General features: G+C 63.4%; 26 protein-coding genes and 3 pseudogenes. 12 read left to right on the forward strand and 17 right to left on the reverse strand.

Features of this window, described 5'->3' with window-relative positions; genetic code table 11:
* Positions 1-30 precede the first annotated feature (30 nt).
* Entirely contained in the window at positions 31-927 is an 897-nt protein-coding gene (locus J2R80_RS33485; RefSeq protein WP_076826426.1) for a LysR family transcriptional regulator, read from the forward strand.
* A 9-nt stretch (positions 928-936) separates the two neighbouring features.
* On the opposite strand, the gene dusA is transcribed toward J2R80_RS33485, so the two are convergent.
* A complete protein-coding gene (gene dusA, locus J2R80_RS33490) occupies positions 937-1,932 on the reverse strand; it encodes a tRNA dihydrouridine(20/20a) synthase DusA (RefSeq protein WP_256520561.1) in 996 nt (331 codons plus the stop codon).
* 135 nt (positions 1,933-2,067) lie between these two features.
* Here dusA and J2R80_RS33495 point away from each other — a divergent pair, with 135 nt between their 5' ends.
* Positions 2,068-2,328 (forward strand): hypothetical protein, encoded by a 261-nt coding sequence (locus J2R80_RS33495; protein WP_233475717.1) that lies wholly within the window; start codon positions 2,068-2,070, stop codon positions 2,326-2,328.
* Positions 2,329-2,338: 10 nt separating this feature from the next.
* On the opposite strand, the pseudogene J2R80_RS33500 reads toward J2R80_RS33495, so the two are convergent.
* Positions 2,339-2,601, reverse strand: a pseudogene (locus J2R80_RS33500) (conjugal transfer protein TraG); the annotation flags it as partial.
* Between the two features lie 477 nt (positions 2,602-3,078).
* Here J2R80_RS33500 and J2R80_RS33505 point away from each other — a divergent pair.
* Both J2R80_RS33505 and J2R80_RS33510 read left to right on the forward strand, forming a co-directional pair.
* Positions 3,079-3,744 carry a hypothetical protein gene (locus J2R80_RS33505; RefSeq protein ID WP_076826722.1) on the forward strand — a complete coding sequence of 222 codons (666 nt, stop codon included), beginning with the start codon at positions 3,079-3,081 and terminating at the stop codon, positions 3,742-3,744.
* Positions 3,741-4,331 carry an RES family NAD+ phosphorylase gene (locus tag J2R80_RS33510; RefSeq protein WP_076826425.1) on the forward strand — a complete coding sequence of 197 codons (591 nt, stop codon included), beginning with the start codon at positions 3,741-3,743 and terminating at the stop codon, positions 4,329-4,331. Before J2R80_RS33505 ends, J2R80_RS33510 begins: the two co-directional genes overlap by 4 nt.
* Before the next feature lie 27 nt (positions 4,332-4,358).
* Here the strand turns inward: J2R80_RS33510 and J2R80_RS33515 are convergent, their stop codons facing one another.
* On the reverse strand, positions 4,359-4,601 hold the full coding sequence (locus J2R80_RS33515) for a DUF3363 domain-containing protein (protein WP_244558751.1): 243 nt from the start codon (positions 4,599-4,601) through the stop codon (positions 4,359-4,361).
* Between the two features lie 20 nt (positions 4,602-4,621).
* On the opposite strand from J2R80_RS33515, the pseudogene J2R80_RS33520 reads away from it, so the two are divergent.
* Positions 4,622-4,861, forward strand: a pseudogene (locus J2R80_RS33520) (DUF2000 family protein); the annotation flags it as partial.
* A gap of 209 nt (positions 4,862-5,070) precedes the next feature.
* On the opposite strand, the gene J2R80_RS33525 reads toward J2R80_RS33520, so the two are convergent.
* Complete coding sequence (locus tag J2R80_RS33525) at positions 5,071-5,865, reverse strand: enoyl-CoA hydratase/isomerase family protein (protein ID WP_141342328.1); 795 nt, start codon at positions 5,863-5,865, stop codon at positions 5,071-5,073.
* Positions 5,866-6,054: 189 nt separating this feature from the next.
* Between J2R80_RS33525 and J2R80_RS33530 the strand changes: the two genes are divergently transcribed.
* Positions 6,055-6,564, forward strand: a complete 510-nt coding sequence (locus J2R80_RS33530) for a ParB N-terminal domain-containing protein (RefSeq protein ID WP_141342327.1) — start codon at positions 6,055-6,057, stop codon at positions 6,562-6,564.
* Positions 6,565-6,783: 219 nt separating this feature from the next.
* On the opposite strand, the gene J2R80_RS33535 is transcribed toward J2R80_RS33530, so the two are convergent.
* The 7 genes from J2R80_RS33535 to J2R80_RS33565 form a co-directional block, all read right to left on the reverse strand.
* The gene (locus tag J2R80_RS33535; RefSeq protein ID WP_141342326.1) at positions 6,784-7,185 is read right to left on the reverse strand and encodes a Zn-ribbon domain-containing OB-fold protein; all 402 of its coding nucleotides are present in this window, start codon (positions 7,183-7,185) and stop codon (positions 6,784-6,786) included.
* 83 nt (positions 7,186-7,268) lie between these two features.
* A complete protein-coding gene (locus J2R80_RS33540; protein WP_253640098.1) occupies positions 7,269-8,465 on the reverse strand; it encodes an acetyl-CoA acetyltransferase in 1,197 nt (398 codons plus the stop codon).
* Positions 8,462-9,745 (reverse strand): CaiB/BaiF CoA-transferase family protein, encoded by a 1,284-nt coding sequence (locus J2R80_RS33545; protein WP_141342324.1) that lies wholly within the window; start codon positions 9,743-9,745, stop codon positions 8,462-8,464. Before J2R80_RS33545 ends, J2R80_RS33540 begins: the two co-directional genes overlap by 4 nt.
* 53 nt (positions 9,746-9,798) lie before the next feature.
* Positions 9,799-11,022, reverse strand: a complete 1,224-nt coding sequence (locus tag J2R80_RS33550; RefSeq protein WP_253640099.1) for an ABC transporter substrate-binding protein — start codon at positions 11,020-11,022, stop codon at positions 9,799-9,801.
* 27 nt (positions 11,023-11,049) lie between these two features.
* Positions 11,050-12,015 (reverse strand): PDR/VanB family oxidoreductase, encoded by a 966-nt coding sequence (locus tag J2R80_RS33555; RefSeq protein ID WP_141342322.1) that lies wholly within the window; start codon positions 12,013-12,015, stop codon positions 11,050-11,052.
* Positions 12,012-13,331 carry a Rieske 2Fe-2S domain-containing protein gene (locus tag J2R80_RS33560; RefSeq protein WP_141342321.1) on the reverse strand — a complete coding sequence of 440 codons (1,320 nt, stop codon included), beginning with the start codon at positions 13,329-13,331 and terminating at the stop codon, positions 12,012-12,014. Before J2R80_RS33560 ends, J2R80_RS33555 begins: the two co-directional genes overlap by 4 nt.
* A gap of 13 nt (positions 13,332-13,344) precedes the next feature.
* On the reverse strand, positions 13,345-13,671 hold the full coding sequence (locus tag J2R80_RS33565) for a hypothetical protein (protein ID WP_141342320.1): 327 nt from the start codon (positions 13,669-13,671) through the stop codon (positions 13,345-13,347).
* Between the two features lie 168 nt (positions 13,672-13,839).
* Between J2R80_RS33565 and J2R80_RS33570 the strand changes: the two genes are divergently transcribed.
* Positions 13,840-14,373, forward strand: a complete 534-nt coding sequence (locus J2R80_RS33570) for a MarR family winged helix-turn-helix transcriptional regulator (RefSeq protein WP_246786705.1) — start codon at positions 13,840-13,842, stop codon at positions 14,371-14,373.
* Between the two features lie 21 nt (positions 14,374-14,394).
* Here the strand turns inward: J2R80_RS33570 and J2R80_RS33575 are convergent, their stop codons facing one another.
* From J2R80_RS33575 to J2R80_RS33590, 4 genes are read right to left on the reverse strand one after another with little or no spacing between them, the layout of a single operon-like run.
* Positions 14,395-15,588, reverse strand: coding sequence for a CaiB/BaiF CoA-transferase family protein (locus J2R80_RS33575; protein WP_141342319.1), 1,194 nt, complete (start codon positions 15,586-15,588; stop codon positions 14,395-14,397).
* A 10-nt stretch (positions 15,589-15,598) separates the two neighbouring features.
* The gene (locus J2R80_RS33580; RefSeq protein ID WP_141342318.1) at positions 15,599-17,836 is read right to left on the reverse strand and encodes an acyl-CoA dehydrogenase; all 2,238 of its coding nucleotides are present in this window, start codon (positions 17,834-17,836) and stop codon (positions 15,599-15,601) included.
* 13 nt (positions 17,837-17,849) lie between these two features.
* Entirely contained in the window at positions 17,850-18,659 is an 810-nt protein-coding gene (locus J2R80_RS33585) for an enoyl-CoA hydratase/isomerase family protein (RefSeq protein ID WP_225648237.1), read from the reverse strand.
* A 58-nt stretch (positions 18,660-18,717) separates the two neighbouring features.
* The gene (locus tag J2R80_RS33590) at positions 18,718-19,584 is read right to left on the reverse strand and encodes a FadR/GntR family transcriptional regulator (protein WP_083714940.1); all 867 of its coding nucleotides are present in this window, start codon (positions 19,582-19,584) and stop codon (positions 18,718-18,720) included.
* An 80-nt stretch (positions 19,585-19,664) separates the two neighbouring features.
* On the opposite strand from J2R80_RS33590, the gene J2R80_RS33595 reads away from it, so the two are divergent.
* From J2R80_RS33595 to J2R80_RS33610, 4 genes are all read left to right on the forward strand, one after another.
* Entirely contained in the window at positions 19,665-20,804 is a 1,140-nt protein-coding gene (locus tag J2R80_RS33595; protein WP_076826407.1) for an acyl-CoA dehydrogenase family protein, read from the forward strand.
* 71 nt (positions 20,805-20,875) lie between these two features.
* Positions 20,876-22,060: an ABC transporter substrate-binding protein gene (locus tag J2R80_RS33600; protein ID WP_244558760.1), complete on the forward strand. Its 1,185-nt coding sequence runs from the start codon at positions 20,876-20,878 to the stop codon at positions 22,058-22,060.
* 232 nt (positions 22,061-22,292) lie between these two features.
* Positions 22,293-24,083, forward strand: coding sequence for a thiamine pyrophosphate-requiring protein (locus J2R80_RS33605; RefSeq protein ID WP_253640100.1), 1,791 nt, complete (start codon positions 22,293-22,295; stop codon positions 24,081-24,083).
* A gap of 12 nt (positions 24,084-24,095) precedes the next feature.
* Positions 24,096-24,914, forward strand: a complete 819-nt coding sequence (locus J2R80_RS33610) for an SCO family protein (protein ID WP_253587178.1) — start codon at positions 24,096-24,098, stop codon at positions 24,912-24,914.
* Positions 24,915-25,082: 168 nt separating this feature from the next.
* Here J2R80_RS33610 and J2R80_RS33615 read toward each other — a convergent pair whose 3' ends face one another.
* The gene (locus J2R80_RS33615; protein WP_141342315.1) at positions 25,083-25,301 is read right to left on the reverse strand and encodes a DUF3606 domain-containing protein; all 219 of its coding nucleotides are present in this window, start codon (positions 25,299-25,301) and stop codon (positions 25,083-25,085) included.
* A gap of 176 nt (positions 25,302-25,477) precedes the next feature.
* Between J2R80_RS33615 and J2R80_RS33620 the strand changes: the two genes are divergently transcribed.
* Positions 25,478-25,843, forward strand: coding sequence for a PRC-barrel domain-containing protein (locus J2R80_RS33620; protein ID WP_076826400.1), 366 nt, complete (start codon positions 25,478-25,480; stop codon positions 25,841-25,843).
* Between the two features lie 356 nt (positions 25,844-26,199).
* Here J2R80_RS33620 and J2R80_RS33625 read toward each other — a convergent pair.
* Positions 26,200-26,448, reverse strand: a pseudogene (locus tag J2R80_RS33625) (HEAT repeat domain-containing protein); the annotation flags it as partial.
* Between the last annotated feature and the right edge of the window lie 160 nt (positions 26,449-26,608).

Raw genomic sequence — 26,608 nt, forward strand, 5'->3', positions numbered from 1 at the left:
CGGCTAGCCGTGCCCGATCGCGACGATGTCATGGATCTCAGGCGGCTGGTCTATTTCGTCGCCGTCGCCGAAGAACTGCATTTCGGCCGTGCCGCATCGCGGCTCGCGATCGCGCAGCCGCCGCTCAGCCGGCAGATTGCGCAACTCGAGAGCGATCTCGGCGTCATGCTGATCGACCGGAGCCGCAGCCAGATCCGGCTGACCCAGGCCGGCAGCGTTCTTCTGGAACGTGCGCGCGACGTGCTGGAGCGGCTCGACCGCACGCACCGCGAGATCAAGCGGATCGGCGAAGGCTTTTCCGGGCACCTGCGCGTCGCCTTCGTCGGATCGGCGACCTATGGCGTGCTGCCAAGCGTGATCCAGGCGTTTCGTTCGGCCTATCCTGACGTCGAGCTCGCGCTTTCGGCGATGAACAACGCCGAGCAGAAGCGCGCGGTGATCCAGCGCGAGATCGATATCGCCATCGCCCGCCCCTCGCTCGACGACGAGGAGCTGAAGTCCGAGCCGCTGCTGCAGGAGCCGCTGATCCTCGCGCTCTCTGACACTTCGCCCCTGCTCGAGCAAAAGGTCCCGCGGCTGGCGGCGCTGAAGGCCGAGACGTTCGTCCTCTACCCGCGCAAGCCGCGCCCGAGCTTCGCCGACCACATCCTCAATATCTGCCTCGAAGAAGGCTTCATTCCGAAATCGCAGGTGCTGGCCCAGGACTATCAGACCGCGATCAGCCTGGTGTCGGTCGGCGTCGGCATCGCGCTGGTGCCGAAATCGGTCTCGGAGGCAGAGCGACCCGGCGTCGCCTACCGCGCCTATGAGGGACACAATCCGGGCACTGCGCTGTCGCTGAACTACCGGCGCGACAACCGGATGCCGCATCTGTTCAATTTCCTGAAGGTCGCACAAGACGTCACGCGGCGTCAGCGCAAGCCATAACGATCGCCCTCAGGCCGCGACCGCCGCCGGCGTGCGATCGTCGACGCATGCGATCGCCTCGCGCAGCACATCGATGTCAGCCCCCGGCCGAACGCCGTTCTCCGCGAGGTGCCTGCGGAACGCACGCGCGCCCGGGACGCCATGGAAGGCGCCGACGAAATGCCGCGTGATCGAATGCAGTCGCGTGCCTTCGGCAAGCCGCCGCTCGATATAGGGCAGCATCGCCGCGAACACGTCCTTCATCGTCACGTGCGGCGCAGTCTCGCCGAACAGCTCGGAATCGACGGTGAGCAGCCGCCACGGCTCCTGATAGGCCGCCCGCCCCAGCATCACGCCATCGACATGCGCCAGATGCTGCTTCGCTTCGGCGAGGCTCGTGATGCCGCCGTTGATGATGATTGGCACATCCGGCAACGCCGCCTTGAGGCGATAGACCCGATCGTAGTCGAGCGGCGGGATGTCGCGGTTCTCCTTCGGCGACAATCCGTTGAGCCAGGCCTTGCGCGCGTGCACGACGAGCGCGGCCGCGCCCGCGGCAATCACGGCGCGCGCCAGCGTATCGAGCGCGACTTCCGGATCCTGGTCGTCGATGCCGATCCGACATTTCACTGTGACGGGAATCCGCACCGCGCGCTTCATCGCCGCAACGCCTTCGGCGACCAGCGCGGGCTCGGCCATCAGGCAGGCGCCGAAGCGGCCATCCTTCACCCGATCGGAGGGACAGCCGACATTGAGATTGATCTCGTCGTAACCGAACTGCTCGCCGATCCCTGCGGCGGTCGCCAGATCGCGCGGGTCGGAACCGCCGAGCTGCAACGCCACCGGATGCTCGCTGGCATCGAAGCCGAGCAGCCGTGCCCGGTCGCCGTGGATAATGGCGCCGGTCGTCAGCATCTCCGTATAGAGCCGCGCCCGCCGCGACATCAGCCGATGGAAGACCCGGCAATGCCGGTCGGTCCAGTCCATCATGGGTGCCACAGAAAAGAGATAGTCTTGCGATTCCAATGATTTACCTTAAGCTCTCAATGGGATGTAACAAGAACGAGTACCCGCCAAATTTGCTGAATTTGCACACGTTTGTACCCGTTTTGACCTCTCGACGCACACGTATCGCACACCGTTTGGGAAAAGCACACGACCATGGCCACCTTCACTCAGTTGCCGTCAGGGAACTGGCGGGTCCAAGTTCGCCGCAAGAACCGTTATGTGGCAGAGACCTTTCGCCGCCGCAAGGACGGCGAGGAATGGGCGCTCGACGTGGAGCGCAATATTGATCGTAGCGGGTCACCCAAACCGCGCGCTGCCGTAAAAGCGAAGACCTTCGGCGACATCATTGATCTGCACATTCAAGACATGCGCGAGTCGGCCGCCCCCCTCGCCGATCCAAAGCGGCCGTACTGAAGGCGCTCAAGATTGCAAACAGCGCGCCCGCAATGCCGCCAGCCGCGGCGATAGCCCCGCCCTCCTCAAATATCTCGGGCTCATAGGCGAACCACCATTCGAACAATCGCCAGGGCAGGTAGACCGGATAGCCGCTAATGGCGAACACGGCGCGCCAAGCCGCGCCTGAAATCCGAGCGCCGCCGCCGTCCATTGCGTCGCTCCCCATGTCGACGCGATGACGATGCCGAAGACAACGGTGATCTGACCGACGTAGATTTTTGCCGGAAACATTGTCCGCCCCACTCGACGCTCGCAACGAGCGCGGCTGAAAAGCGGGATGACGGCTCGCATTCAACCTGAATAAAAATCGCCGTCGGCAACGAGATCCGGCTCGATCAAACCCATCGAAGCAAGATCATTGTCGCGGCAGTCTCGGCGTGGGTGAGGAAGCTCCTCAATTGAAGGTGAATGGCATGATCAAACTGGATCACTGGTTCGGCCTTGCCCAGGATTGGTGATCGCGCATGCGCACACCGGCGAATGAACGAATCGAACGAGGGCCGCTTGTGCCTTCAACGTCGATGGTCGCATCGACCGTCAGCCTGAAAAAGGGCGCACGGTGACGAAAGCACTATCGCCGCGCGACGGGCTGCGCGATGGCAGCGATCTCGTACACGGATCAAGTATACTACTATAATACCTCTGTTGTGGTTTGTCAAAGTTGACAAGGTTGCATTCGATACCGATATTGAAGGCGGAGTTCAGCTCATGTCCAAGGCACAGTCAAAGCCCTCCGGTACCGAGGATCTGTCCGTCCACGAGGACGGTGTGATGATGGTACTTAAGCAGAAACCCGCGGCCCTGAAGAGCCTCGCGCTTCCTGCCGACGCGCAGGTCGCCATCGTTTCCAAAAGCGTGACCGCACTGCAGAAGGTGCGTGAGCAGAACAAGCAACTAACGGGGCAAGCATTCCGGTTCTTCTCCGAGGCGGCGAAGAAAACCGCTGTCGTCAACAAGGACGCATTCGCGCCCAATGCCCGCGCGCTCGCCGTTCTCGAGGGCGTCCGCATTGCGCAGGAGGATCTTCGGCGATCCGGCGGTGCGTATGATCTGGACCAGGTCAGAACGCTCCTGCGGGGCATCTCCCGGCAGGCCGTCGACAAGCGCGTGCAGGAAGGCAGCCTCCTTGCGGTACCGGGTCCCAGCAACCACCGAAGCTTTCCGACGCTTCAGTTCAACGTCGACGGGACCGTCGTCGAAGGTCTCAAGTCCGTCCAGGAGGCGCTGCCGACCAACAACCCCTGGACGGTTCTGAACTTCCTCGCCCAGCCTGACGACCGGTTGGGTGGCCGCAAGCCGATCGACCTCCTGAGGGAAGGCAAGGTTGAACTTGTGGTCGAGGCCGCCCGGCGCATGGCTCAGCAAGGCGCGTGAGCGCTCCGCTGCCGCCGGACGATCTCGATCGTCGCCGTCCCCGCCAGGTCCGGCTGCGGGCGGGTACGGTCGTTCACCGGTTCTACACCGCCGGGTACGATCCAATCTTCTTCGATACATCGCGTCTCGGCCGGCTGAATGCGCCCGACGGGAGCTATGGCGTTCTCTATGCCGCCCGAGAGCCTTTTGGCGCCTTCGCGGAGACGTTCCTCCGCGTGCCGGGACGGACGCTGCTCGACCCCAGCCTGCTCCGTCGCAAGGCCTATGCTCGCCTCAAGATCACGGCAGATCTTTCGCTGGTCAGACTGGCCGGCCCCTCCCTCGCCATTCTCGGCGCGACCGCCGAGCTGGTGCATGGCGGACTGCCTTACGACGTGCCGCAGGCCTGGTCGAAGGCGCTTTTCAGCCATCCGCTCAATCCCGATGGCATCGCCTATTACGCCCGCCACGACGACGAAGGTCTCTGCTATGCGCTGTTCGATCGCGCACTCAGCTCAGTCAGAGAAATCGATCGACAGACCAACCTCGATCAGGACTGGTTCTGGCGCCTTGCGCAGCGATACAGGGTCGGACTTGCACCCGGCTAGCCGCGTCGAAGTCGGAGAGGCTCTGGACTAGCGTCCGATGCCGCGCTTCATTCCGATCGACCAGGAAATGCCCTCTCCGCCGACGCTGCCGCTGACGAGTTGGCCACGCGCGCGCTCCAGAACCGGCCGCCAGGGCACCAGGACGAATTCGCGCGACTGCTCGATCAGCGCGTACCGTCCGCTACTGAGCGTGAGCATTCGCTTGTAGACGCCGCTGAGGCTGTCGCCGGCCCTGACGTTGCGATATTCGCGCCCCGTAAGCTTGCCCACACAGTGCAAACCGTCCGGTACCAATTCTGCAAGCCACGCCCGAAGCGCTGTCCGTACTGCTGACGCGCGCGCAGCCATTGGCGAGCGGCGCCGTTTTGGTCCCCTTTCCTCAATTCGCCAGGGGACTCCACCGCTTTGAGGACTATCTCGCCGAATTTCCGCTGCGCGCGCTCTCGAACGAGACGATTGACGGCTTGGGCTTCTACGGGCCCGAGAAATGGGTTCGGTCGCTGACCGGCAATTTGAAGCTCTTGCGCTGAAGATAACGCCCCGTCGTGAACCTGAGGACTGACCTCATCATGAGCATGGTCGTGTACCCTTACGCCATGGCGCCATCCCCGCTCAAGCATAGCTGCGAGGTGCTCTCGTTGGGATATTAAGACTTCCAGCCCTCGTGAGCCACGTTTCAAGCTCACCGGGAAGCCCTCGCGTGCGAGCGTCCGGCTACCTCAAGGGGAGCCGTGTGACATTAGAGCTTCTGTATTTCGGCTGGTGGTCGGCCGGCCCGCAGGCCTTCCCGAGCCGAAGCTGTCCTCATCACGGTGGAAAAGCTTTTGCGCTCGTCAGCCAGGCCTTCGGCCAACGGACGGTCGAGAGCTGACCGGGTAAGGCGCTTGGCAAAGGCCAGGCCTTCGGCACTTCGGCCCGATAGCTCAGCGCCGATCTCAAGGGAACGCGCGAGCGGATCGGCGACGACCTCATGCACAATTCCGATTTCGTGCGCGCGCTGTCCCGTCACTGTCAGGCCACGAAGGATCATCTCGAGCGCCCTGGCCTCTCCAACGATCCTGGGCAAACGCTGTGTACCGCCACCACCCGGAAAGATGCCGATGCGCGTTTCCGGAAGCCCAATCGCCGTAACACTGCTCCCGGCGATGCGCAGGTCGCAGGCCAGCGAAAGCTCGAAGCCTCCTCCCATGCACAGGCCATTGATAGCCGCAATGACCGGCTTGTCGACCGCTGCAATCGCATCCGTCAGTGCGTGGAAACCGGGTGGTCGAGGACCAGGCGACGGCGGGGCGCGAGGCGCTCCGCGCTCAATCGCGTCTGCGGCCTCAGAGAGTTCCCCAACGTCGTAGTGACGGATGAAGATGCCAGGTAGGCCCCCTGTAATGACAATGACCCGGACCGATAGGGCCATCCCTGCAGCGGCTACCGCATCGAACATCTCAGCCGCCCCGACGGCCGTCATGGTGCCGAATGGGGCGTTAGCATAGGTGATGACACGGATCGCGTCGTGATCCTGGATGGAAACAAGGCGCATAGCCTACTCTCACTGCAACCGCTCGCCGGACAATCACGCGTTGGCGCTGCACCGCTCAGAATGCGCCCGGCTCCCGCACCGATCAAGCCTCGGCGCGCTAAGATTGCCATTGCAGCCGCGCGGTTCATTCTTAAAATCCTGCCTCTCCGGCATACGTTTCGGACGGGCCTGTACAGCGGAGTAGACGTTATGCCCAAACCGGAAAGCTTCCCAATCGAGAAGATCTACGTTCCCGTGAAAAGAAGGAAGGCAATCAAGCCTCAAGTCGTCGAGGAGATCGCTGGAAGCATTCTGGAAATCGGACAACAAACCCCCATTCTCGTCAGGCCCGACGAAGACCGCTTCGTTCTGGTCGAGGGACTACAGCGGCTCGAAGCTTGCAAGGCGCTTGGAGAGACGACGATTGTGGGAATCGTGGTCTCGGCGGAGGATGCTCAGCAAAGGACGCTCTTGTCCGAGGGACCCGAAGCAGATGCAGAACGCGACAAGATGGCGCGATTGAAAAAGCTGCGTCTTGAGAAGGAAGCTGCAGAAAGTTCGAGTGCTGCCTTGAACCGGACGGATAAGCAGCGAGCCCGCTCGGCAAGGGGCGCGGGCGAGAACCCGAGAACAACGCCAAGCCGGACCTCAGCGCCGACGCCGAAAAAGACGTTGTCAGATTGGATCGCCCAGCAGAAGCGCGACGGTGGCCGTTATTGATTGCCCGCCTTCGGTCCTGCATCCAACGTCATCTAGCTGGCGATGGATTTTTCTTGATCTCTCGCTGCTCAAGCGATCTTCTAAGCCACAGCAATACTTGAACTTTCGCCCCATCCATCCTGCGCTCGTTTGAGCCAGCTTAAGCCAAGAGAAATAACGTCGACACACCGGGTCCGGCTCGTCTGCGTCTGGATTATTCTTGCCAATCCACAAAACTTGTTAGCCGGTCGAGTGACCGTCCACCCGGTCAGCGCCTTGCTTCAGCCGCCATTGCAGCAACGAAAAGGATGGATCGGACTCCGGGTGATGTTCGAAGACTCCTCCAACCTCAGTTCCGATGACCACGGTCTGGCGCGGATCGCCCAGCAGATTACCCACCATGCGCACGCCACCGGCGTGTGGTAGCTCGACGAGCAGCGCGAGATACGGGCCGTGCTGCTTTAGCGCCGGGTATGACGGATGCCACACGCGTTCCCAACTGTAGATGCGGCCGGTCGGCTCGACGTCCGTCCACCTAAGGTCAAAGGAATGACAATTGTGGCAAATCCATTCAGGCCCGAACTGCCAGGAACGGCAGCGGACGCAGCGTTGCACCAGCAGGCGGTTTTCCCGCAGGCCCATCCAATACGGCGCCGAAAGCCCATCTGGGTCACTGACCGGAATGGGCAACCCGGCAGGGAGATAGTGCGCACGTGAAGACCCACTCATAGCGTCGCCTCTGAACCCAGAATGAGGTTGCTGGCCGGCGTCACCATCGGGCCGCCGATCACCAGCGCCACATCATTTCGTCGAGCCTGGCTCGCCGACGCGCCACGCACCTGACGAACCGCTTCCAACACCAGCTCAAAGCCGTGCATGTAGCATTCGGCAAGGTTGCCGCCACTGGTGTTGAGCGGGAGCCTCCCGGATGGAGCGATCAAATTGTCGAAGGTCAGGAAGTCGTTGGCCTTCTCGGGCCTGAAGAAGCCGTGCTCCGCCAGCGCCATCACGACACCGCCGGTGAAGTTCTCGTACGCCTGGACCACACCGACATCTGACGGCCCTACCCCGGCCATGCGGTACAGATCGGATGCAACGGTGCCGAAGTTCGCGGTGGCGTAGAGCGGCGCATTGTGCGCCGTTGCCGCCGCACGATGTCCGGATCCGAAGGCCGCACCGAGCAGATAGGCCGGCTTGTGCCGGAAGTCGCTGGCGCGCTCTGCCGATACCAGCACCAATGCCGCTGCGCCGTCATTTTCCATGCAGCAATCGTAAAGATGGAAGGGCTCCACGATCCAGCGCGAGGCATCGTACTTCTCGATATCCAGCGGCTTGCCTCGCATCACCGCGCGCGGGTTGGCCTGGGCATGATGATAGGAGGCGAGCGCAATCGCGCGCAAAGCCTCCTGTCGCACGCCATGCTCGTGCATGTAGCGTTGCACCCGCATGGCAAAGCGCTGCGGGGGAGCCAGCACCCCATAGGGCATCAGATAGGACCGTTCGCCCGAAACGGTGTGAATCCCGGCTGCCTGTCCGAAACGGCCATATTGGGCCTGCGCCAATGAGCGGAACACCACGACACAATCGGCAAGGCCCGCGACGATCGAGGCGGCCGCATTGGCAACCGCCGCGCTGCAACCGCCGCCGCCTCCGCCCCATTGCATGGTCGCGGAGCGCAGTCGATGCGTACCCAGCGCCGCAGCCAGCCGTGACGCCTCGCTGCGATCGTCGCTGTAAGACGAGAAGCCATCGATCTCGCGGGGATCGAGCCCGGCATCCTCGCAAGCCGCCAGGATCGCCTTCAACGCGAGCTTGAATTCCGGATCGGGAGAAGCGCCATGACGATAATATTCGGTTTCACCGATCCCGATCACGGCCACACGGCCCCGCAGCGTCCGCTCGTCTCGCGCGCGCCCGGTCACGGTTTGGCATCCTGTCGCGAAGCCTCGCTGCCGAAGGCTCCGCCTCCGGCAAGGCGCGCGATCTCCGTCTTGTCGTAGCCGAGCAACTCAAGCAGCACGTTCTCGGTGTGCTGCCCAACTGCCGGTGCCGCAACGGGATCCACGATCGGTGTCCGCGAATACCGGATCGGCAGGTTCACGTTCGGCACCCACCCCACCGTCTCATGCGGGATCCGGGTGACGATCCCGCGTTCCCTCGCCTCGGGCGAACGGATCGCCTCGCCGACGGTGCGCAGCTGGCCGCAGGGCACGCCGGCCGCCCGCATCCGCGGCTGCCAGTGCGACCAGGGCTGCCGGGCAAAGGCATCGCCGAGGATCGCGAACAACTCCTCGCGCCGGCGGATTCGATCGGGGCCGGTTGCATAGATTTCGGCCCCCGCGAGATCCTCGCGCTCGAGAACCTGCGCCGTCAGGCGCTGGAAGATCTTGTCGTTGCCGCAGTTGATATAGAAGGAGCAATCGCTGGCCTGGAACACACCCGACGGACACGTGTCCGGGCTGGTGTTGCCGCTTCGCCTCGGATCGGCACCGCTAAAGAGCGACTGCGTGGTCGCGTAGCCGGTCATCAGGACGGCGTTCTCGAACAATGACACCTCGACGGCCTGGCCGTGTCCGCTGCGCTCGCGCGCCAACAGGGCGCCAAGGATCGCATTGCTGGCCATCATCGCAGTGCTGATGTCCATCACCGGCGACAAAGCCCGCACGCCTTCGCGGTCGGCATAGCCGTTCATCGACACGAAGCCGCTCTCGACCTGCGCGATCGGATCAAAGCCAAGCCGGTCCGAAAATGCCCCGTCGCGGCCATAGGCCGACACCGAGCAGTAGATGATCTCGGGTTTGATCTTGCGGCAGCTCTCGTAGTCGAGCCCCAGCCGTGCCATCACGCTCGCGGAAAAATTCTCGACAAGGACGTCCGCCGTCGCGATCAGCTCGCGCGCGATCTTCAAGCCCTCCAGGGATTTGAGATCGAGGGCGACGCTGCGCTTGTTCCGGTTGGTCCACAGGAACGGCGCGCCGTGCCTGAGATCGGGATGCACCGGGGGATAACGGCGCAGATCGTCGCCGCGGCCCGGCGCTTCGATCTTGATCACCTCGGCCCCCATGTCGGCGAGGATCATGGTGGCAAACGGCCCCGCGATGAAATGCGAGAAATCGATCACCCGGATCCCCTCAAGCGCTCTTGGCGCGCCGGCGGGACGAGGCGTGTGCTCGGGGAAGTCGGCTTCAAGCTGATCCAGCATCGGGATATCCGTCAATTTGAGCAGTGTTGATCCAAGGATCGCGGCCGTCGTCGTCAATTGCTCTTCGGCGGGTCGACGAGCGAGCAACCGCCCTGGTCGAGCGGCCGGAAGGCTTCCGGCCCGGACAGCGCGCCGACCTGCTCCAGCAGGTCCCACTTGCTCTTCGAGGCACTCGGGCTCTTCACCTTGAAGATGTACATGTTGTGGATGGCGCGGCCGTTGGCGCGCACCACGACTGGCCCGAACAAGGCGTCATCGATCGGCTTCTCCTTCAGCTTCTGGATCACGGCCGGCGCGTCATTGGTTCCCGCCGCCAGCGCCGCGTTCAGATAGGCCAGCACGGAGGAATAGACGCCGGCGTGGAAGGCGGTCGGCGACTGCCCATGCTGCCGCTCGCCGAATTTGGTCGACCAGGCGCGGCTGGCATCGTCGAGGTCCCAGTAGAACGGCTGCGTGATGATCAGCCCCTCCCCGACCGCAAGCCCGCTAGACTCGACATCGTTGGTGGTGGTCAATAGCGCGGCGAAGGTGCGCCCGCTCTGCTTCAGCCCGAACTCGGCGGATTGCTTGATCAGGCTGACGGTGTCGCCACCGGCGGTCGCGAACGCGATCACGTCGGCGCCCGAGCCTTCGGCCTGCAGGATGAACGAGGCATAGTCCGCATTGTTGATCGGTACATTGACCGATCCGAGAACGGTCCCGCCGCCGGCACCGATCACCGCCGTTCCGTCGCGCACCATCGATTTGCCGAGCGCATTGTCGGTGGCGATGAAGTACCATTTCTTGCCGCCGTGATGCACGAGATAGGCGCCGATGGTGTGAGAGGCCGCCCAGGTATCGAAGGTCCACTGAATCGTATTGGGTGAGCAGTATTTCCCGGTCAGGTCGGACGACGCCGCGCTCGATGCGATCAGCGCCGCTTTGGTGCCGCGCATGACCCCGTTGACCGCCAGCCCAACGGCCGAGTTCGGCACGTCGGCGACCGCATCGACCTTCTCCTGATCGATCCAGCGGCGCGCGATGGCGGCGCCGACATCAGCCTTGTTCTGGTGATCCGCCGAGACGATCTCGACCTTGAAATCCGGATGAAGCCGCATGAAGTCCTCGGCCGCCATTTTGGCCGCTGTCACAGAACCTTCGCCGGCATTGTCCGAGTAAGGGCCGGACGCGTCGTTGAGCACGCCGATCTTCAGAGACCGCGCGGCGACCGCCGTCGCCGGCGAACCGGCACAAAAGGCCAGGAGAGCTATTCCGGCTATCTGCGAAAGATACTTCATTGTTTCCACCCGCCGTATGTTGTTGTGTTAGAGATCGAGCACAAGCGTCCGGGACTTGGCGCCCGAGCAGCAGATCATGACGCTCTTGTTCGCCGCCTGCTCTTCGTTGCTCAGGAACTGGTCGCGATGGTCGGGTATGCCCTCGAGCACGCGCGTCTCGCAGGTGCCGCAGACACCTTCGGTACAGGCATAGTTCGCGGCGATCCCGGCCTCCAGCAGCGCATCGAGGATCGTCTTGCCGGGCTCGACTGCAATCGTGCGGTTGCTTCGCGCCAGCTTGACGTCGAAGCCACCTTCGGTGGCTGGAGCTTCCCGGGCCTTGAAATATTCGACATGTACGTGATCGGCCGGGCGATCGGCCGTCGTCGCCTCGAGCGCCTCGAGCATGGGCACCGGACCGCAACAGTAGAGATGCGCGCGAGGCGGAGCGTTCCTGACGAGCGCCGGGAGATCGAACACCCGTCCCGATCGCTCGTCGTCGAAATCGAGATGTACCCTCGATCGATACGTGCCGAGTTCGTCGAGGAATGCGGCAGCGGCGCGCGTCCTCGCGGCATAGAACAGCTCCCAGTGACGTCCAAGCGCCTCAAGCCGTCGGATCATCGACAGCAGCGGCGTGATGCCGATGCCCCCGGCGATCAGGACAGAATGGTCGGCCTCCTCGCGGAGCGCGAAGTTATTCCGCGGCTCGGAGATCCTTATGATGTTCCCGACCCTGACGGTGTCGTGGACAAAGCTGGACCCACCCCGGCTCTCGCCATCCCTGTTCACCGCGATGACATACCGGTGCCGCTCGCATTGGTCGTTTACCAGCGAATAGCTGCGGATCATGCCGTTCGGCAGATGCAGGTCGATGTGGCTCCCGGCCGTGAACGGCGTCAGTTCGCCGCCCGTCGGGGCAATCAGCTCATACGAATTGATCCGCTCGGCCTCATATCCGATACGCTTGACCAGCACCTCCAGCGTACCAGCCGTGTGTTCGAATGCGCTCACAGCTCGTACCCGAAATCGGCGCCAAGCTTCGCACGCATGAACGGCGCGCCGACGTCAACCCACAAATCCTCCGGCGGCAACCGCAGCGAGACCGCTCGCACCATGAACACGTCCGGGTCCAAGACTCCTTTGGGCTTGATCGCGTGATCGCGATAGGCGCCAAGCGCTTCAAGAATGAAACGTCGCGTCATCGCGATGCCGGTATCACTTGAGCAGAGCGTCTCCTTGGTGCGATCAAAGATCGGCGAGACGCCGCTTTGGCAGGCGCCGTCCTGCACCCAGAGCCCCGGCAGGCCCGAGAACCAGGTGGTCCGCTGCGCCTCGTAGTCGAACTGAAAGCCGTTCTGCGGATTGTATTTCGTCCAGTAGCCTGCGTATGGGACCGTCACCGGGTGCTGGACGAGCGCGTGGCGGCTGGCATGACCACTCTCGCGGCCCTTGTGTCCTTCGGCGAAGACCTGCCGGGTTTTCTCCAGCAGCGGCTCCGATGGATGATAGGAGAACATGATGCAGAGCGTGTTCTCGTCATCGATCGGGACCCAGGCGTGCCCGCTCAAATCCGGGAACGGAGACAGCGGAGGCACCAGCGTATAGAACGGCAGCAGGAACTGGTTGACCCGCCAGTACAGCGTGTTGGCATCGTAATTGCGCCGCGCGGCGATGCTCATGCCGAAATCCTGCTTAATGCATTCGAAGGTCGGGCGCAGGTCGCGCTTCTGGATCCAGGCGCTCGTCGTGCCCTGCGCATCCAGTCGTCCATGAAGCAGCGGCGCGTGCGCTGAATCGATCTCACCCTCGACCGCCTGCAGCCAATTGCACTCCTGGACGCGAACCGAGATGTGCACCTGCTCGGCAGGCACCAGATTCCATTCGAGATTCGGCAGCGGCGGAAGCTCAGCCTGGTCGGGACCCATATAGGTCCAGATCATCCCGTTGCGCTCCTTGCAGGGATAGGCCTTGATCCGCACCCGCTCCTTGAGGCGACTGCGCACTGGCTCTGCCGGCATGTCAGTCACGGCGCCGGTGACGTCGAATTTCCAGCCGTGATAGACGCAGCGCAGCCCGCAATCCTCATTTCGTGCAAAGACCAGCGGCGCTCCGCGATGCGGGCAGGCCTGGTCGACCAGCCCGATGCGCCCCTCGGAATCGCGAAAGGCGACGAGATCCTCGCCCAGCAGCCGGATGCGCTTCGGCTGCCCGTCCGCGGCGAGATCAGCCGACGGCAGGAAAGGAATCCAGTACAGGCGGAAAAGTTCGCCGAGTGGCGTTCCCTTGCCGACCCTCACCAGCCGTTCATTGTCTTCGCGCGAGAGCATGGGGTCGCCTCCTTCAATTACGTGTGGCCGGGCCTGCCGCGCCGCCGAGAAGCGCGGCGACACGGTCAGACAGTCCGAGATCCTGGGCGGTCCAGAGCGGATCGGATGCGGTGAGCGGCTGGCGTGGAATGGGAGGTTGCTTGCCCTGCTCCACCAGGCCGACAATCAATTCGATGCGCCGCCGCTCGAGCTCGCGCAGAGCGTCCTCGACGACGGCGGCTTCAGCCGTGCACCCCGGCAGCTCCGGATAGGCAAGGCGAACCCGCCACTTCCCCGGCTCGGTTTCGACTGCCTCCGCCTCAAGCAAATAGGGAATCGACAGCAGCTCACGCAGGTCCAAGTTTCAACCTCCCTGAACGACGTCTTCGCATCGCATTTGATACGTATACGTACTACATTATCGGAAGGCTGGCAAGAGCCGAGGCCGACCCTGTCTCCCTCAGAAAGAGGCTGGTGACGTGGTTCGCCACAGGGTTGAGGACGATCAGCCAAGCTGCTAACGGCTAGGATGCAATTCGCAGAACGCAGCTGGGATCCAGACAACGGCATGGCAGCCGATAAAGGCAAGCAGACAACCTCGGCGGCAGACGTTGCACGCGACTGGCAGCTCGAGGGTGGTGTCGGATTCCTGTTGCGTCTGCTGGAGGCCCGCTACGATGGGCTTTATCAAAGCATGACGCGCCAGAGCGATATCACGCCGCGGCAGTTCGGTGTGCTGATGGCGCTGTATCAGTTAGGTCCTCTAACCCCCTCCGTGTTGGCCGAACGGATCAGCTGCGACCGCAACACGCTCAGCGAAATGCTGAAGCGCATGGTCGCGCGCAGACTGGTCTCGAAGAAAGACAATCCGGACGACCGCCGCTCGCTCCAGGTGCAGATCACGGCTAAAGGCGAGGAAGCGCTTCTCGCCGTCATTCCGGCCGCCACCGAGCTGCAAAACATCATGCTGGCCCCCCTTCGCAAGGAGGACCGCGCGCATTTCCTGAAATGCCTGTTGGCGATCGCGAGGGCTCCGCCGCCGGACAGTCCGGCCGATACGTGAAATCGCCGGCGTCCAGCGGCCCTACGCCTGCACCTTCCCGAACGTGCCCGCAGCGGCGAGCGTCGCGATTGCGTCCGGCGACAGGCCCAGGATCCGCGACAGCACATCGTCCCGCTGCGCGCCGATCCCGGGAACTCGACGTCCCATCGGCGTATCGGCCCCGGACATCTGCCATGGCGCATTGACGCCGATGAAGTCACCTGCCCCGTCCGAGACGGTCCCAAACACCCCACGTTGGCGCAAATGGGCATCGGTCAGCGCCGCGCCCGGCGTCCGGTACTCGGCGCAGGGAACACCGGCGCGATCCAGCGCCGCGATGCATTCAGCAACGGTGTGGCGTTCGGTCCATTTCTCGATCACCTGCATCATGGCGGTCCAATTGGCGCCGCGCGCTGGAATGGTCGAAAAGCGCGGATCGTTCACCAACTCTTCCTGCCCGGTCACCTCGCACAGCGCCGCGAAATTACGCGGCGTGACCGGGGCGATCAGAATATCGCCATCGCGCGCGCGGACCGGCCCATAGGTCGGGCGCGGCGAACGGATCGGGAATTGCGCCTCCTGAAGCTCATAGACCAGCAGATTCATCATGCAGTCCATCAAGGCTACATCGACGCGCTGTCCTTTCCCGGTGCGCGTTCGCTGGACCATCGCGGTCTGGATCGCGGAATAGCCGAAGATGCCGCCGAGGATATCGGCGACAAAGATCGCGCCCGGCGCGGGACGCTCCCGGTCACCGGCATAACGCATCAAGGAGTGATCGAATCCGCTCTCGGCATGGACGATCATCGCATAAGCCGCGCGCTCGGCTGCTGGGCCTGACTGGCCATAACCCGAGATCGAGCAATAGATGAGGCGCGGGTTGATCTCGCAGAGCGTCTCGTAGCCAAGACCAAGGCGGTCCATCACGCCAGGGCGGAAATTCTCGACGAGAATGTCCGCCTCCGCGACCATGCGATGTACGAGCCTGATGGCGTCGGCATTCTTCAGGTCCAGCGCCAGGCTACGCTTGCCGGCATTGAGCTGGCCGAAATAGGTGCTGTGGCCTTCGCGCAGCGGCGTTCGCAACCGCATGTCATCGCCTTCCGGAGGCTCGATCTTGATGACCTCGGCGCCGACGTCGGCGAGCAGCCGCGCGCAATACGGCCCTGCCACCATGATCGAGAAATCGAGCACGCGCACGCCGGTGAGCGGCGCCCTGTCGCCATCCTTCTGCATCCGATCTCTCCTATCTCGGCAGCCCGAGCGCGCGTTGCGCGATCAGACTGCGCTGAATCTCGTTGGTCCCGATGCTGATGACCCACATCAGCGAATGCCGCAGGCTTTGCTCGAAGCGACCGTTGTCGATCGCGCCCGGCATCTGCTCGGACAGCGCGGCACGCATGCCAAGGATGTCGAGCGCAGCCTCGCCGAATCGCTCCATCAGCTCACCGGAGAACACCTTGCTGATCGCGCCATATTCCGGCGGCGTCACGCCGTCGGCGGCAAGTTCGGCGCAACGCATCATCAAGAGACGGCCGATCTCGATCTCTGACGCCAAGGTCACCATCCTGTCGCGGATGATTGGATCATCGGCGAGAGACCGATCACCTTGCTTCGCCATCACTTGCGAACGCAGTTGCTCGAAGGCGTGCGCGACCTTCAGGACGATCCCGCCACCAACCAGCCCGCGCTCGAAGGCCAGCGCGCCGGTCAACACTTTCCAACCGCCATTGACCTCGCCGACCAGGTTCTCGGCGGGGATGCGGACGTTGTCGTAAAAGATGTTGGCAAACGTGCCATCATACATGGTTGCTGATGGACTGATCGTGATGCCCGGCGCATCCATCGGCACGATGAACATGCTGATGCCCGCGTGTGGCGGCTTCGCGTCCTTGTCGGTCCGCGCGGCGAGGAACATGTATTTGCCCCACCAGGTGGTGGTCCAGATCTTCTGGCCGTTGATCACCCAGTGATCGCCGTCCCTGGCCGCACTGGTGCGCAGCGCGGCAAGGTCCGACCCTGCCTGCGGCTCGCTGTAGCCCATGCCATGCATCGCTTCGCCACGCAGGATTTCCGGAAGGTATTTCTGCTGCTGCGCTGCCGTGCCGAACATCATCAGCGCATTGGCCTGGATCGCCGCGCCGATCCGCGGCGCCTCGCCCCGCTCCATGGTCTCCATGAAGGCGATCTGCTCCAGGGGCGAGCGCGCCTGGCCGCCGAATTGCTCTGGCCATCCGAGCCCGATCCATCCGGTCTCACCGATGTCGCGGGCGAAGCCGGCATCGAACTCACGCTTGGCGAAGGGCCTTCCGTCGAATGCTTGCTTCGTATCTCCAGTCCAGTGTTGCTCGAGCCAGAGCCGGATCTGCTCGCGAAACGCATTTCCAGCGGCCCCGAGGTCATATTGCGGCAGCCCGACGCCGCCCGCATCCAACAGCCGCGCTGCCAGCCTGCTCTTGGCATCCGAGACGCCGCCAAGCGCGATCGTATCGAGATGCACGCGCTTGAAGTGGATTGGCGCCTCGTGCTCTTCGGCATAACCGATCGCACCGAACGTATGCTGGACCTCCAGCGACACCTGCCGTAGCGCATGACCGGAGAACGCCGATGCGCAATCGGCGAAGTAGCGCCAGCCGCCCTCGCCGCCGTCATGCAGTCTGGCGGCATGGTCGAGGATCAACCTGACGCCTTCGAGCGCAATCAGGCAGTCGGCCAGCTTGTGCTGGATGGCCTGGAACCTGCCGATCGGCTGCCCGAACTGGTGCCGTTCCTTGGCATAGTCCACGGCGAGCTCAAAGGCACGCCGCGCCGCGCCATAGGCACGCGCGGTCAACATCGCTCTGCCCTTGATGCGGAGATGGTCGAGATCGACTGTATCTATGGGAATGCGCGTGAGCGGCGCTTCGTTCAGCCGGACCTCGTAGAGCCCCCACGCTCCCATCGCGCGGGTTGCGACGCACTCGACACCGGGACCGTCAAGATTGATCAGCCCAAGCTGGGCCTGGTCAAGAACGACCAGAAGGTGCGTCGCGCCTCCGGCAGCCTCGACAAAACGAAGCACGCCCTTTGCCTTGAGGTCCGTGACCTCAACCGCTCCTGTGCCGGCGTCCGGATCCAGCGCACCAAATGAGAAGGCGACGGTCGCCTCCCCGGACTGCAGCCGCTCCAGCAGATCCACCGCGACGTCGACCTGCGATCCGGAGATCGCAAGATTGGCGAGCGCCGCAGACCACATCGGCGCCGTGCAGCCGGCCCGGCCGAGTTCCGCCATGACGACGAGGATTTCGGCGAGCCCGCCTTCGCTGCTCTCCGCACCAAGCGCGGCGACGCCCTGCCCAACGAGCTTGCGCCAGATCGCCGACACCTCGTCCGGCGAGGACGATGCGGCTAAATCGAGTGGAAGCCAATGCTCGTCCAGGAAACCGCGCAAGGAATCGCGCAGCATTCCTGCGACATCGTCATTCGAGGCTTCGATCGCCGCCATGGTGAGGCCCGCGCTATGCCTGGCCGAATCTGGGCTTCCGCTTCTCCTTGAACGACATAGTCGCTTCCTTGTGGTCGGCAGTCTCGAACGTCACCTGCTCCAGCGCCATCGACGCCTCCAGCAGCATGTTGACGCGCTCCTTGACGATCTGGTTGATCGACAGCTTGGTCCAGCGAATGGCCCAGGTCGGACCGTTGGCGAGCTCGACCGCGATCGCGCGGGCCTTGGCCAACACCTCCGCGCGCGGCGCGACATGATTGACCAGCCCGATCCGCTCCGCCTCATTTCCCTTCAGGAGCGTGCCGCGGATCAGGAATTCCTTGGCCTTGTTGATGCCGACCAGCAGCGGCCAGATCACTGTGCCGCCGTCGCCGGCGACGAGGCCGACACGCGAGACGTGGGTGTCGCCGATCCGTGCGTCTTCCGCCATCACCGTGATGTCGCAAAGCAGCGCATGGGTCGCCGCAAGGCCGATGGCATCGCCATTGATCGCCGCGATGATGGGCTTGTCGAGCTCGAGCTGGCGGGTGACTCCGCGGCGGCTGATCATGGGATCGTGTACCTCGCCCTCTTCGAGCACGTCGCCGCCGGGCCGCTCGGACATCGCCTTGACGTCGCCACCGACGCTGAAGAAGTCGCCCGCCCCGGTCAGCACCACGGCATTAACGGCGTGATCGTCGGCGAGGTCGTCCCAGATCGTGCGCAACTCGCGGATCAGCTTCTGATTGATGGCATTGCGCGCCTGCGGGCGGTTCAAGGTCACGGTCGCGACCTTGTCCGCGACCTCGACCGTCAGGCATTCATATTTGGCGTAATTGGACACGTTTGCCTCCATTGTTTCGCTGTTTGAGTTGTTTGATTATTGGCAACGCGGGCGCGCGCTAGCGGCGCATCCCGGGCTGCACATCCGCCAATGCGACGTGAAGCGACATGGCGCCCGGATCCTGCTCGAGCATGCGCTGCACGGATTCCAGATGCGATCGCAGCAATCGGCTTGCCAGATCGACGTTCCGTTCGCTGAGGGCCGCCAGGAACTGCCGCCGCTTCTCGGCCAGCCGTGCCATCGCGACCCCGCTGGAAGCGACCTTGGCATAGACGAAGCGCATGTGGATCTCGGTGACCGAGTCCACGATCATCGCAATCACCTTGTTGCCGGTCGAGGCCGCCAGCAGCTTGTAGAACTCGCGCGAACATTCGACCCGGTCGAGCAGCCGCCCCTCCTTGGTCGCAAGCTCCGTCCGCTCGATATTGGCTTCCAATGCATCGAGATCGGCCCGGCGGGCATTGGCACAAGCCAACTGCACCACGAGGTCGAGGACGTGGACCCGCGCCTCCGACAATTCCCGTACCGAAATCGTGCCGAGGCTCAGCATGTCGCGCATGACCTCGTTCATGCGGCGGGTGTCGCCCTGCTGGATGAAGGCGCCGCCCTTGACGCCCTTCTGCAGCCGGAGCACGCCGGCCATTTCGAGGCTGCGCAATGCTTCCCGCAGCACATTCCGACTGACGCCGAGCTGCTGAGCCAGCTCGCGCTCGGCCGGCAGCTTGTCGCCGGGCTTCAGCACGCCGAGCGCGAGTTGCTCGCGAATGCGCTCGCAGATCTCCTCGAACGTCCGCCTGGTGTGAATCGGCTTGAATGTCGGCGCGGCCGGCGAGCCGGCCGCACGATGATCGGTGGCCCGCTCCCGGCGGCTCGGCGAGGCGGCACGGGAGCGCCGCGGCGCGCGAGGGCTTGACTTGGTGCTCATGCGATGAATTATTAAATGGATCACCCATTCAATGGAAGCCCTTTTTTGCTTCCGGCAAAGAAAACGAAACGGGAGTTCGCATGAGTTTTTCCGAGGAGCAGGTCGCGTTCCGTGACAACGTGCGCAGAATGGTCGCCAGGCACGTGGCGCCGATCGCCGCCGAGATCGACGAAACCGACCGCTTCCCGCTCGAACTGGTCAAGCTGTTCGGCGAGATGGGACTGATGCAGCTCTGGGTGCCGGAGCGCTATGGCGGCCCGAATGGCAACCTGACCATGGCCTGCATCGCGCGCGAGGAGATCTCCAAGGTCTCCCCTGCCTGTGCGTCGATCGCCGCGCTCAACACCATGTTCATCATGCCGCTGCTGCATTTCGGCTCTGAGGAGCAGCGCAAGAAGTATCTGCCGATCATCGCCGAGGGTGGCGTGGTCACGGCAATCGCGATCTCGGAGCCGCAGGCCGGCTCCGACGTCGCCGCGCTCAACACCCGCGCCCGCAAGGACGGCGATAGTTATGTCCTGAACGGCCGCAAGCAGTGGTGCAGCTATGGTGTCGCGGCCGACTACATCGTGGTCATGGCGCGAACCAGTGACGGCGCCGGTGCAGACGGCATCAGCGCCTTCATCGTCGAGCCGAAGAGAATGCCGGGCATCACGTTCGGCCGCCACGAGCGCAAGATGGGCTTTCGCGGCGCGCCCAACACGCCGATCTTCTTCGACAATGTCCGCGTTCCCGCGGAAAATCTCGTCGGTGAGGAAGGCAAGGGCTTTCGCGCGTCGATGCGCGCGCTCGACCTCAACCGGCCGACCATCGGCGCGCAATCCGTCGGCCTCGCACAAGGCGCACTGGATGCCTGCGTCGCCTACGCCAAGGAGCGCAAGCAATTCAAGAAACCGATCGCCGAGTTCCAGGGCGTGCAGTTCATGCTCGCCGACATGGCCATGCAGATCGAGGCGGCCCGCGCGCTGGTCTACGAATGTGCCCACGCCGGCGATGCCGGCGACTGGAAGCGGCTCAACGTGCTTGCCAGCATGGCCAAATGCGTCGGCAGCGACATGGCGATGAAGGTGACGACCGACGCGGTCCAGATCTTCGGCGGCTACGGCTACACGATGGACTATCCGGTCGAACGCATGATGCGCGATGCCAAGCTGACCCAGATTTTTGAGGGCACCAACCAGATCCAGCGCGTGGTGATCGCCCGCGAGCTGCTGCGCTAGCGCGGATCGATTTCAAGAAGAAGCAATTGCAGGGAGGAACGAACTTGAACCACATCATCAACCGGGCGCTGATGGCCGGCGCGGTGTCAGTACTGCTGGCGGTACCTGCCTATGCTCAGAAAGCCTACGGTCCCGGTGCCAGCGATACCGAGATCAAGCTCGGCCAATCGACGCCGCTGAGTGGTCCCGCATCCGCGTTCGGCGCGGGCGCCGGGCGGGCGGTGGTCGGCTACTTCGAGATGCTGAATGCCAAAGGCGGCATCAACGGCCGCAAGATCAACTTCACGCAGCTCGACAATGCCTACAGCGCGCCGAAGGCGGTCGAACAATCGCGCAAGCTGATCGAGGACGTCGGCATATTGGCCGAGGTCGGCACGATCGGCACCGCGCCCAACGTCGCGATCCAGAAATACCTGAACGCCAAGCAGGTGCCGCAGCTGTTCATCACCGCCGGCGGACGCCGCTTCAACGATCCCAAGGCCTTTCCCTGGACGATCCCGCTCTATCCCGACTTCGAAACCGAAGGCCGCGTCGTCGCCAAATACATCCTCACCGTAAAGCCGGACGCCAGAATCGGCGTGCTTTATCAGAATGACGACTATGGCAAGGACTACCTGAAGGGCCTCCGCGCCGGCCTCGGTCCGAAGGCCGAGCTGATCGTCGCCCAGGCCTCCTACGAGCTCGCCGATCCGACGATCGACTCGCAGATCGTGCAGCTGAAGGCCGCCGGCGTCGACACCCTGATCGAGCAGTCGTCGTCGAAGGCCGCCGCGCAATCGATCCGCAAGGTTTACGAGCTCGGCTGGAAACCCCTGCACGTGATCGGGGGCTCGACCGCATCGGTCGAAACTATCCTGAAGCCCGCGGGCCTCGAAGCATCGAAAGGGCTGGTTACAACGCAATTCCTCAAGCAACCGGGCGACCCGGCGTGGGCCAACGATGAGGAGGTCAAGGCCTACAAGCAGTTCTTGAAGGCATACGCACCTTCAGCCAACCCGGACGACTATTCTGTGCTCGTGGCCTATATGAACGTGCACGCCGTGGAGTTAGCGTTGCGCAAATGCGGCGACGACCTGACCCGCGAGAACCTCATGAAGCAGGCTACCTCGCTGAATGGCGAACGATTGCCGATGATGCTCCCAGGCGTCGCGATCGGCACCCGGCCCGGAGACTACACACCCTTCAGAGCTCTGCGGATTGCGACATTTGATGGAGAAAGCTGGTCCTTGACCGGCGCTCCTCTATCGGCCGACTAGACCAGACTAGACTGCGGGCGGAGAGCCACCAAGGCTCTCGCTAAGCTCGGGTAGGTCTGCTCGAACAAGCAGCTGCGTCCCATCATGTCGCGGCGAATCCTCACACGTTCGGTGACCATTGCGCCTGCCTATCTCTTCTCCGATGCCACCTCCTACTTGAGGGACGGTCGCTTTGGAACGGCTGCCAATCCCCGCCGTTCACCGCTCACATTCAACTTTCGGGATATGCACGATGTCCAAGACCGTTGGCGATTTCGTAGTGCGGCGCCTCCAGGATTGGGACGTGCGGCATCTCTTCGGTTATCCCGGCGATGGCATCAATGGCGTGTTCGGTGCGCTCAATCGCGCCGAAGGCAAGATCGATTTCATCCAGGCGCGCCACGAGGAGATGGCGGCGTTCATGGCGTGTGCCTATGCCAAATTTTCCGGCCGCCTCGGCGTCTGCATCGCGACGTCGGGCCCCGGTGCCTCACACCTGATCACCGGTCTGTATGATGCCCTCCTCGACCATCAGCCGGTGCTCGCCATCGTGGGCCAGCAGGCGCGGAACGCGCTGGGCGGGCAGTATCAGCAGGAGCTCGACCTGGTCTCGATGTTCAAGGACGTCGCCAGCGCGTATGTCGCGCAGGCTTCCTCGCCCGCTCAGGTCCGTCATCTGATCGACCGCGCCGCGCGCATTGCGCTCGCCCGGCGCACCGTGACCGCGCTGATCCTGCCGAATGATCTGCAGGAAGAGGATTACGAGGATCCGCCGCGCGCACACGGCACGCTGCGGTCCGGCGTCGGATACACTCCGCCGAGGATCGTTCCGGCAGAGGCCGACCTCGAGCGCGCCGCCGACATTCTCAACGCCGGCAAGAAGGTCGCCATGCTCGTCGGCGCCGGCGCGCTTGGCGCGACCAACGAGGTCACCTCTGTCGCCGACCGGCTGTCGGCCGGATGCGCCAAGGCGTTGCTCGGCAAGGCCGTGGTGCCCGACGACCTGCCATGGGTGACGGGCTCGATCGGCTTGCTCGGCACCGAGCCGAGCTACGACCTGATGATGGAGTGCGACACGCTCTTGATGATCGGCTCGGCGTTTCCCTATTCCGAGTTCCTGCCCAAGGAGGGCCAGGCCCGCGGCGTCCAGGTCGACATCGACGCCGGCATGCTATCGATCCGCTTTCCGATGGAGATGGGCCTCGTGGGCGACGCCGGGGAGACGCTGCGCGCGCTGCTTCCGCGCCTGAAGCAGAAGAGCGACGGCAGCTGGCGAAAGACGATCGAGCACAACGTCCGGACCTGGTGGAAGACATTGCAGGATCGCGCGCACCAGCCGGCCAAGCCGGTCAATCCTCAGCGCGTGACATGGGAGCTGTCGCCGCGTATTCCCGATCGCGCGATCATCACCAGCGATTCCGGCTCCTGCGCCAACTGGTTTGCCCGTGATCTGAAGATGCGTCCCGGCCTTATCGCCTCGCTGTCAGGCGGCCTGGCATCGATGGGCGCGGCAGTTCCCTACGCAATCGCCGCCAAATATGCAGCGCCCGATCGTCCCGTCATTGCGCTGGTTGGCGACGGCGCCATGCAGATGAACAACATGGCCGAGCTTATCACGGTCGCCAAATACTGGCGCGACTGGAGCGATCACCGCTGGATCGTCTGCGTATTCAACAATGAAGACCTCAACCAGGTGACATGGGAACAGCGCATCATCAATGCCGATCCCAAGTTCGAGGCATCGCAACGCATCCCCAACGTTTCCTATTCGCGTTTCGCCGACCTGATCGGACTGCGGGGGATTTATGTCGACGACCCCGCACAGCTCGGCTCGGCCTGGGATCAGGCGCTCGCGAGCGACATCCCCGTGGTGCTGGAAGTCAAGACCGATCCGGAAGTGCCCCCGCTACCGCCGCATATTACGCTCGAGCAAGCCAAGAACTTCTCGATCGCGCTCGCCAAGGGCGACCCGAACGAAGTCGGCGTCATCCGCGGCGCAGCGCGCCAGCTGCTCGAGACCGTGTTGCCCGGCAGGGAGAAGTGAAGGCCAGAAGCGATGCATCGCCAGATGATGCTTGCCGTCTATTTGGTCTGCGCAGCGCTGGCGCCGGCGCGCGCCGAGTTGACCGGGTCCGATCTCGCCGGAGTCGACGCATCGCCCCGGCTCGGCGCCGTGCTACCGCTGAGCGTCCGCCTGCGCGACGAAAACGGCGTCGCACGGCCGATCCGGGAATGGCTCACCGGCGGACCCAGCGTGTGGGTCCTCGCAGATTTTACCTGCGATACGTTGTGCGGCCCGGTAGTCAGCACCGTCTCCGATGCGCTCCGGCAGTCCGGCCTGCGTCCCGGTCAGGACTTCGATCTGCACGTCGTGAGCTTCGACCCGCAGGATACCCCGGAGAACGCGAAGGATATGAAGCAGGCGCAAGTCGGCCTCGAAGCGCTGGGCGACGCCGCCCACGTCTCGCGCGGCGATGCCGGCGATATCGCGGCACTGACACGAGCATTCGGATTTGAAGCGGTCTACGACCGCGACCACGGCCGCTACGCGCATCCCGCGGCCGCGTTTGTCGTGACGGCAGACGGTCGCATTGCGCGCGTCCTGCCCGGTCTCGGGCTCCATCCCGCCAGTCTGCGCCTCGCGTTGGTCGAAGCCGGTCAAGGCCGCAAGCACGGGGGTCCGCACGACCGCCACACTCGGAGATCCGGCACCTTTGAAGAAGCAAAGGCCCAGCGCCCCGGGGAGAGCACTGAGGCCGATCATTGTCTCACTCGCCACGATCGCCGACGTCAGATAGGCGACAGACTGCGACCAGCCCGCGGCGATTCCGCTTCCGAACGAGCGCGCTTTCGGGATCGAATTAGCACCAGTTGATTGCTGCCGACCAGGCCCTAACTCCGACCGGCACCGCAACTCGGCCGACGATCGACGCGCTTGCGGCCGGGGCCGCTCCAAACTGATCGATGTGCCCCGGGTCTTCGGGGGCAAGAGCCGGGGCACCTTCATTCGTCCAATGCCGCTCTGCCGAGGAGCGACGCATTGCTAACGACGCTTCGAAGGTGCCGTTCCTAACGACTTTTTCACCGCCGACCCGAGCCGGCGCTCAACTCTCTTGCGGCTATTGCCCACCTTCTTGACGGACTTCTTCACCGACGCTGCCGAAGTCCGGGTTTTCTTCGCCTCATAGCTCACCTTTGATCCTAGCCGCGCGGCGACGCGCGCACCTTCGCCTCCAGTGTACAGTTTTGTACATACTTCCAAATCAAACCGCCGGCGCTCAGGTGAATAGGATGAGGTACCTTTCCGCCACTCGATGTTTTGAGACGGCCGCTGACCGGTGCGCCTAGCTCAAATTTGGTGAAAGCATTGGCGAGCCAAAGGTCTCTTAGGAACGACCACAACTGCCCAGGGTTGGGCTCCATCATGAGGAGGATCGCATGGCTTACGAAGAACGGGAGACTGGAAATCTGATCGGCAGCGATAAGGTCGAAGGGACCGCCGTTTATGGTGCCGACAATGAACGCATTGGTTCGATCGAACGGGTGATGATCGACAAGATTGGTGGCAAGGTCTCCTACGCAGTGCTGGGATTCGGCGGCTTCCTCGGCATCGGAGACGATCATTATCCCCTTCCGTGGCAGTCGCTCAAATACGACACCAACCTCGGCGGCTACATTACGGGACTTAACGACAGCCAGTTGCGCGGAGCGCCAAGGTACAGCAACGAGAGCAGTTGGAACTGGTCAGACCCCTCGGTCGCCCGATCGGTCGACGACTACTACGGCCGCATTCCAGCTCCGTGAGCCCGACAACCAACGATCGCCCGACGTGTCCGGTGTGCAAGCACCAAATGGCTCTAGCGCGCGTCTCGGCCGGCAAGCGTGGATTCGAGGAGCGCATGTTCGAGTGCGCCACCTGTGGGCGGACCGTAAAGGTCTCAGTTGCCGTTGATCCCACGGAGACGGATCGGGTTGGTTGGCTCGCCCGTTCGCTGGAGCCCCCGAGTTGAGGAGCTGGCCGCGCAGCTTCTCTTCAAGGCCGCGACCCACGGCACGCAAGCAAATACTCTGGCCCCTAGCCGACGTACGAACGCTGTTCCACCCACTGCCTCAACCCGATTGAGCGCAGTTGCTCTCATTCGCAGAATTCGGGTACAAACCTACGAATTCGCCTTTGCCTTCTTCGCCACGATCTGTTGCAGGGCCCAGCGCGCGTTCTTTCTGACATCTGGATCCGGGTCATCGGCAATGACCGCCAGGAACACTTCGCCATCCGGATGAGCGATCTCGCCCAACGCGGCGGCGGCGGCGACCAACCCACCATTGACATTGAGCCCCAGCGTCTCGGCCGCCATCTCGCGCACCATCCAGTCGTCGTCCTTGAGCGCACGCATGATCGTTTCCGCCGCCGAGAAGCGTTAGTACTGTCTCGATCTGGGCGATCAGCGCCTCGATTTCCTCCCGCTCGTTCGGTCCGGGATCACGCTGTAGTCGCTGCAGGAGCGCCTGCTTCCGTGCAAGAAGCTTTGCGACGGTCGACATTGGGCCCTCCTCCGTTGCCAGGCAAGC

This window comes from Bradyrhizobium sp. USDA 4541 (genome assembly GCF_024171085.1).
Taxonomy (GTDB): Bacteria; Pseudomonadota; Alphaproteobacteria; order Rhizobiales; family Xanthobacteraceae; genus Bradyrhizobium; species Bradyrhizobium australafricanum.

Excerpts from the sequence above, each read along its gene's own strand:
- J2R80_RS33610 (WP_253587178.1), top strand. The coding sequence starts at position 24,096 with ATGCATCGCCAGATGATGCTTGCCGTCTATTTGGTCTGCGCAGCGCTG.
- J2R80_RS33530 (WP_141342327.1), top strand. The coding sequence starts at position 6,055 with ATGCCCAAACCGGAAAGCTTCCCAATCGAGAAGATCTACGTTCCCGTG.
- J2R80_RS33595 (WP_076826407.1), top strand. The coding sequence starts at position 19,665 with ATGAGTTTTTCCGAGGAGCAGGTCGCGTTCCGTGACAACGTGCGCAGA.
- J2R80_RS33495 (WP_233475717.1), top strand. The coding sequence starts at position 2,068 with ATGGCCACCTTCACTCAGTTGCCGTCAGGGAACTGGCGGGTCCAAGTT.
- J2R80_RS33505 (WP_076826722.1), top strand. The coding sequence starts at position 3,079 with ATGTCCAAGGCACAGTCAAAGCCCTCCGGTACCGAGGATCTGTCCGTC.
- J2R80_RS33600 (WP_244558760.1), top strand. The coding sequence starts at position 20,876 with ATGGCCGGCGCGGTGTCAGTACTGCTGGCGGTACCTGCCTATGCTCAG.
- J2R80_RS33590 (WP_083714940.1), bottom strand. The coding sequence starts at position 19,584 with ATGAGCACCAAGTCAAGCCCTCGCGCGCCGCGGCGCTCCCGTGCCGCC.
- J2R80_RS33580 (WP_141342318.1), bottom strand. The coding sequence starts at position 17,836 with ATGGCGGCGATCGAAGCCTCGAATGACGATGTCGCAGGAATGCTGCGC.
- J2R80_RS33550 (WP_253640099.1), bottom strand. The coding sequence starts at position 11,022 with ATGAAGTATCTTTCGCAGATAGCCGGAATAGCTCTCCTGGCCTTTTGT.
- J2R80_RS33560 (WP_141342321.1), bottom strand. The coding sequence starts at position 13,331 with ATGCTCTCGCGCGAAGACAATGAACGGCTGGTGAGGGTCGGCAAGGGA.
- J2R80_RS33605 (WP_253640100.1), top strand. The coding sequence starts at position 22,293 with ATGTCCAAGACCGTTGGCGATTTCGTAGTGCGGCGCCTCCAGGATTGG.
- J2R80_RS33570 (WP_246786705.1), top strand. The coding sequence starts at position 13,840 with ATGCAATTCGCAGAACGCAGCTGGGATCCAGACAACGGCATGGCAGCC.
- J2R80_RS33575 (WP_141342319.1), bottom strand. The coding sequence starts at position 15,588 with ATGCAGAAGGATGGCGACAGGGCGCCGCTCACCGGCGTGCGCGTGCTC.
- J2R80_RS33535 (WP_141342326.1), bottom strand. The coding sequence starts at position 7,185 with ATGGGCCTGCGGGAAAACCGCCTGCTGGTGCAACGCTGCGTCCGCTGC.
- J2R80_RS33525 (WP_141342328.1), bottom strand. The coding sequence starts at position 5,865 with ATGCGCCTTGTTTCCATCCAGGATCACGACGCGATCCGTGTCATCACC.
- J2R80_RS33545 (WP_141342324.1), bottom strand. The coding sequence starts at position 9,745 with ATGCTGGATCAGCTTGAAGCCGACTTCCCCGAGCACACGCCTCGTCCC.
- J2R80_RS33620 (WP_076826400.1), top strand. The coding sequence starts at position 25,478 with ATGGCTTACGAAGAACGGGAGACTGGAAATCTGATCGGCAGCGATAAG.
- J2R80_RS33485 (WP_076826426.1), top strand. The coding sequence starts at position 31 with ATGGATCTCAGGCGGCTGGTCTATTTCGTCGCCGTCGCCGAAGAACTG.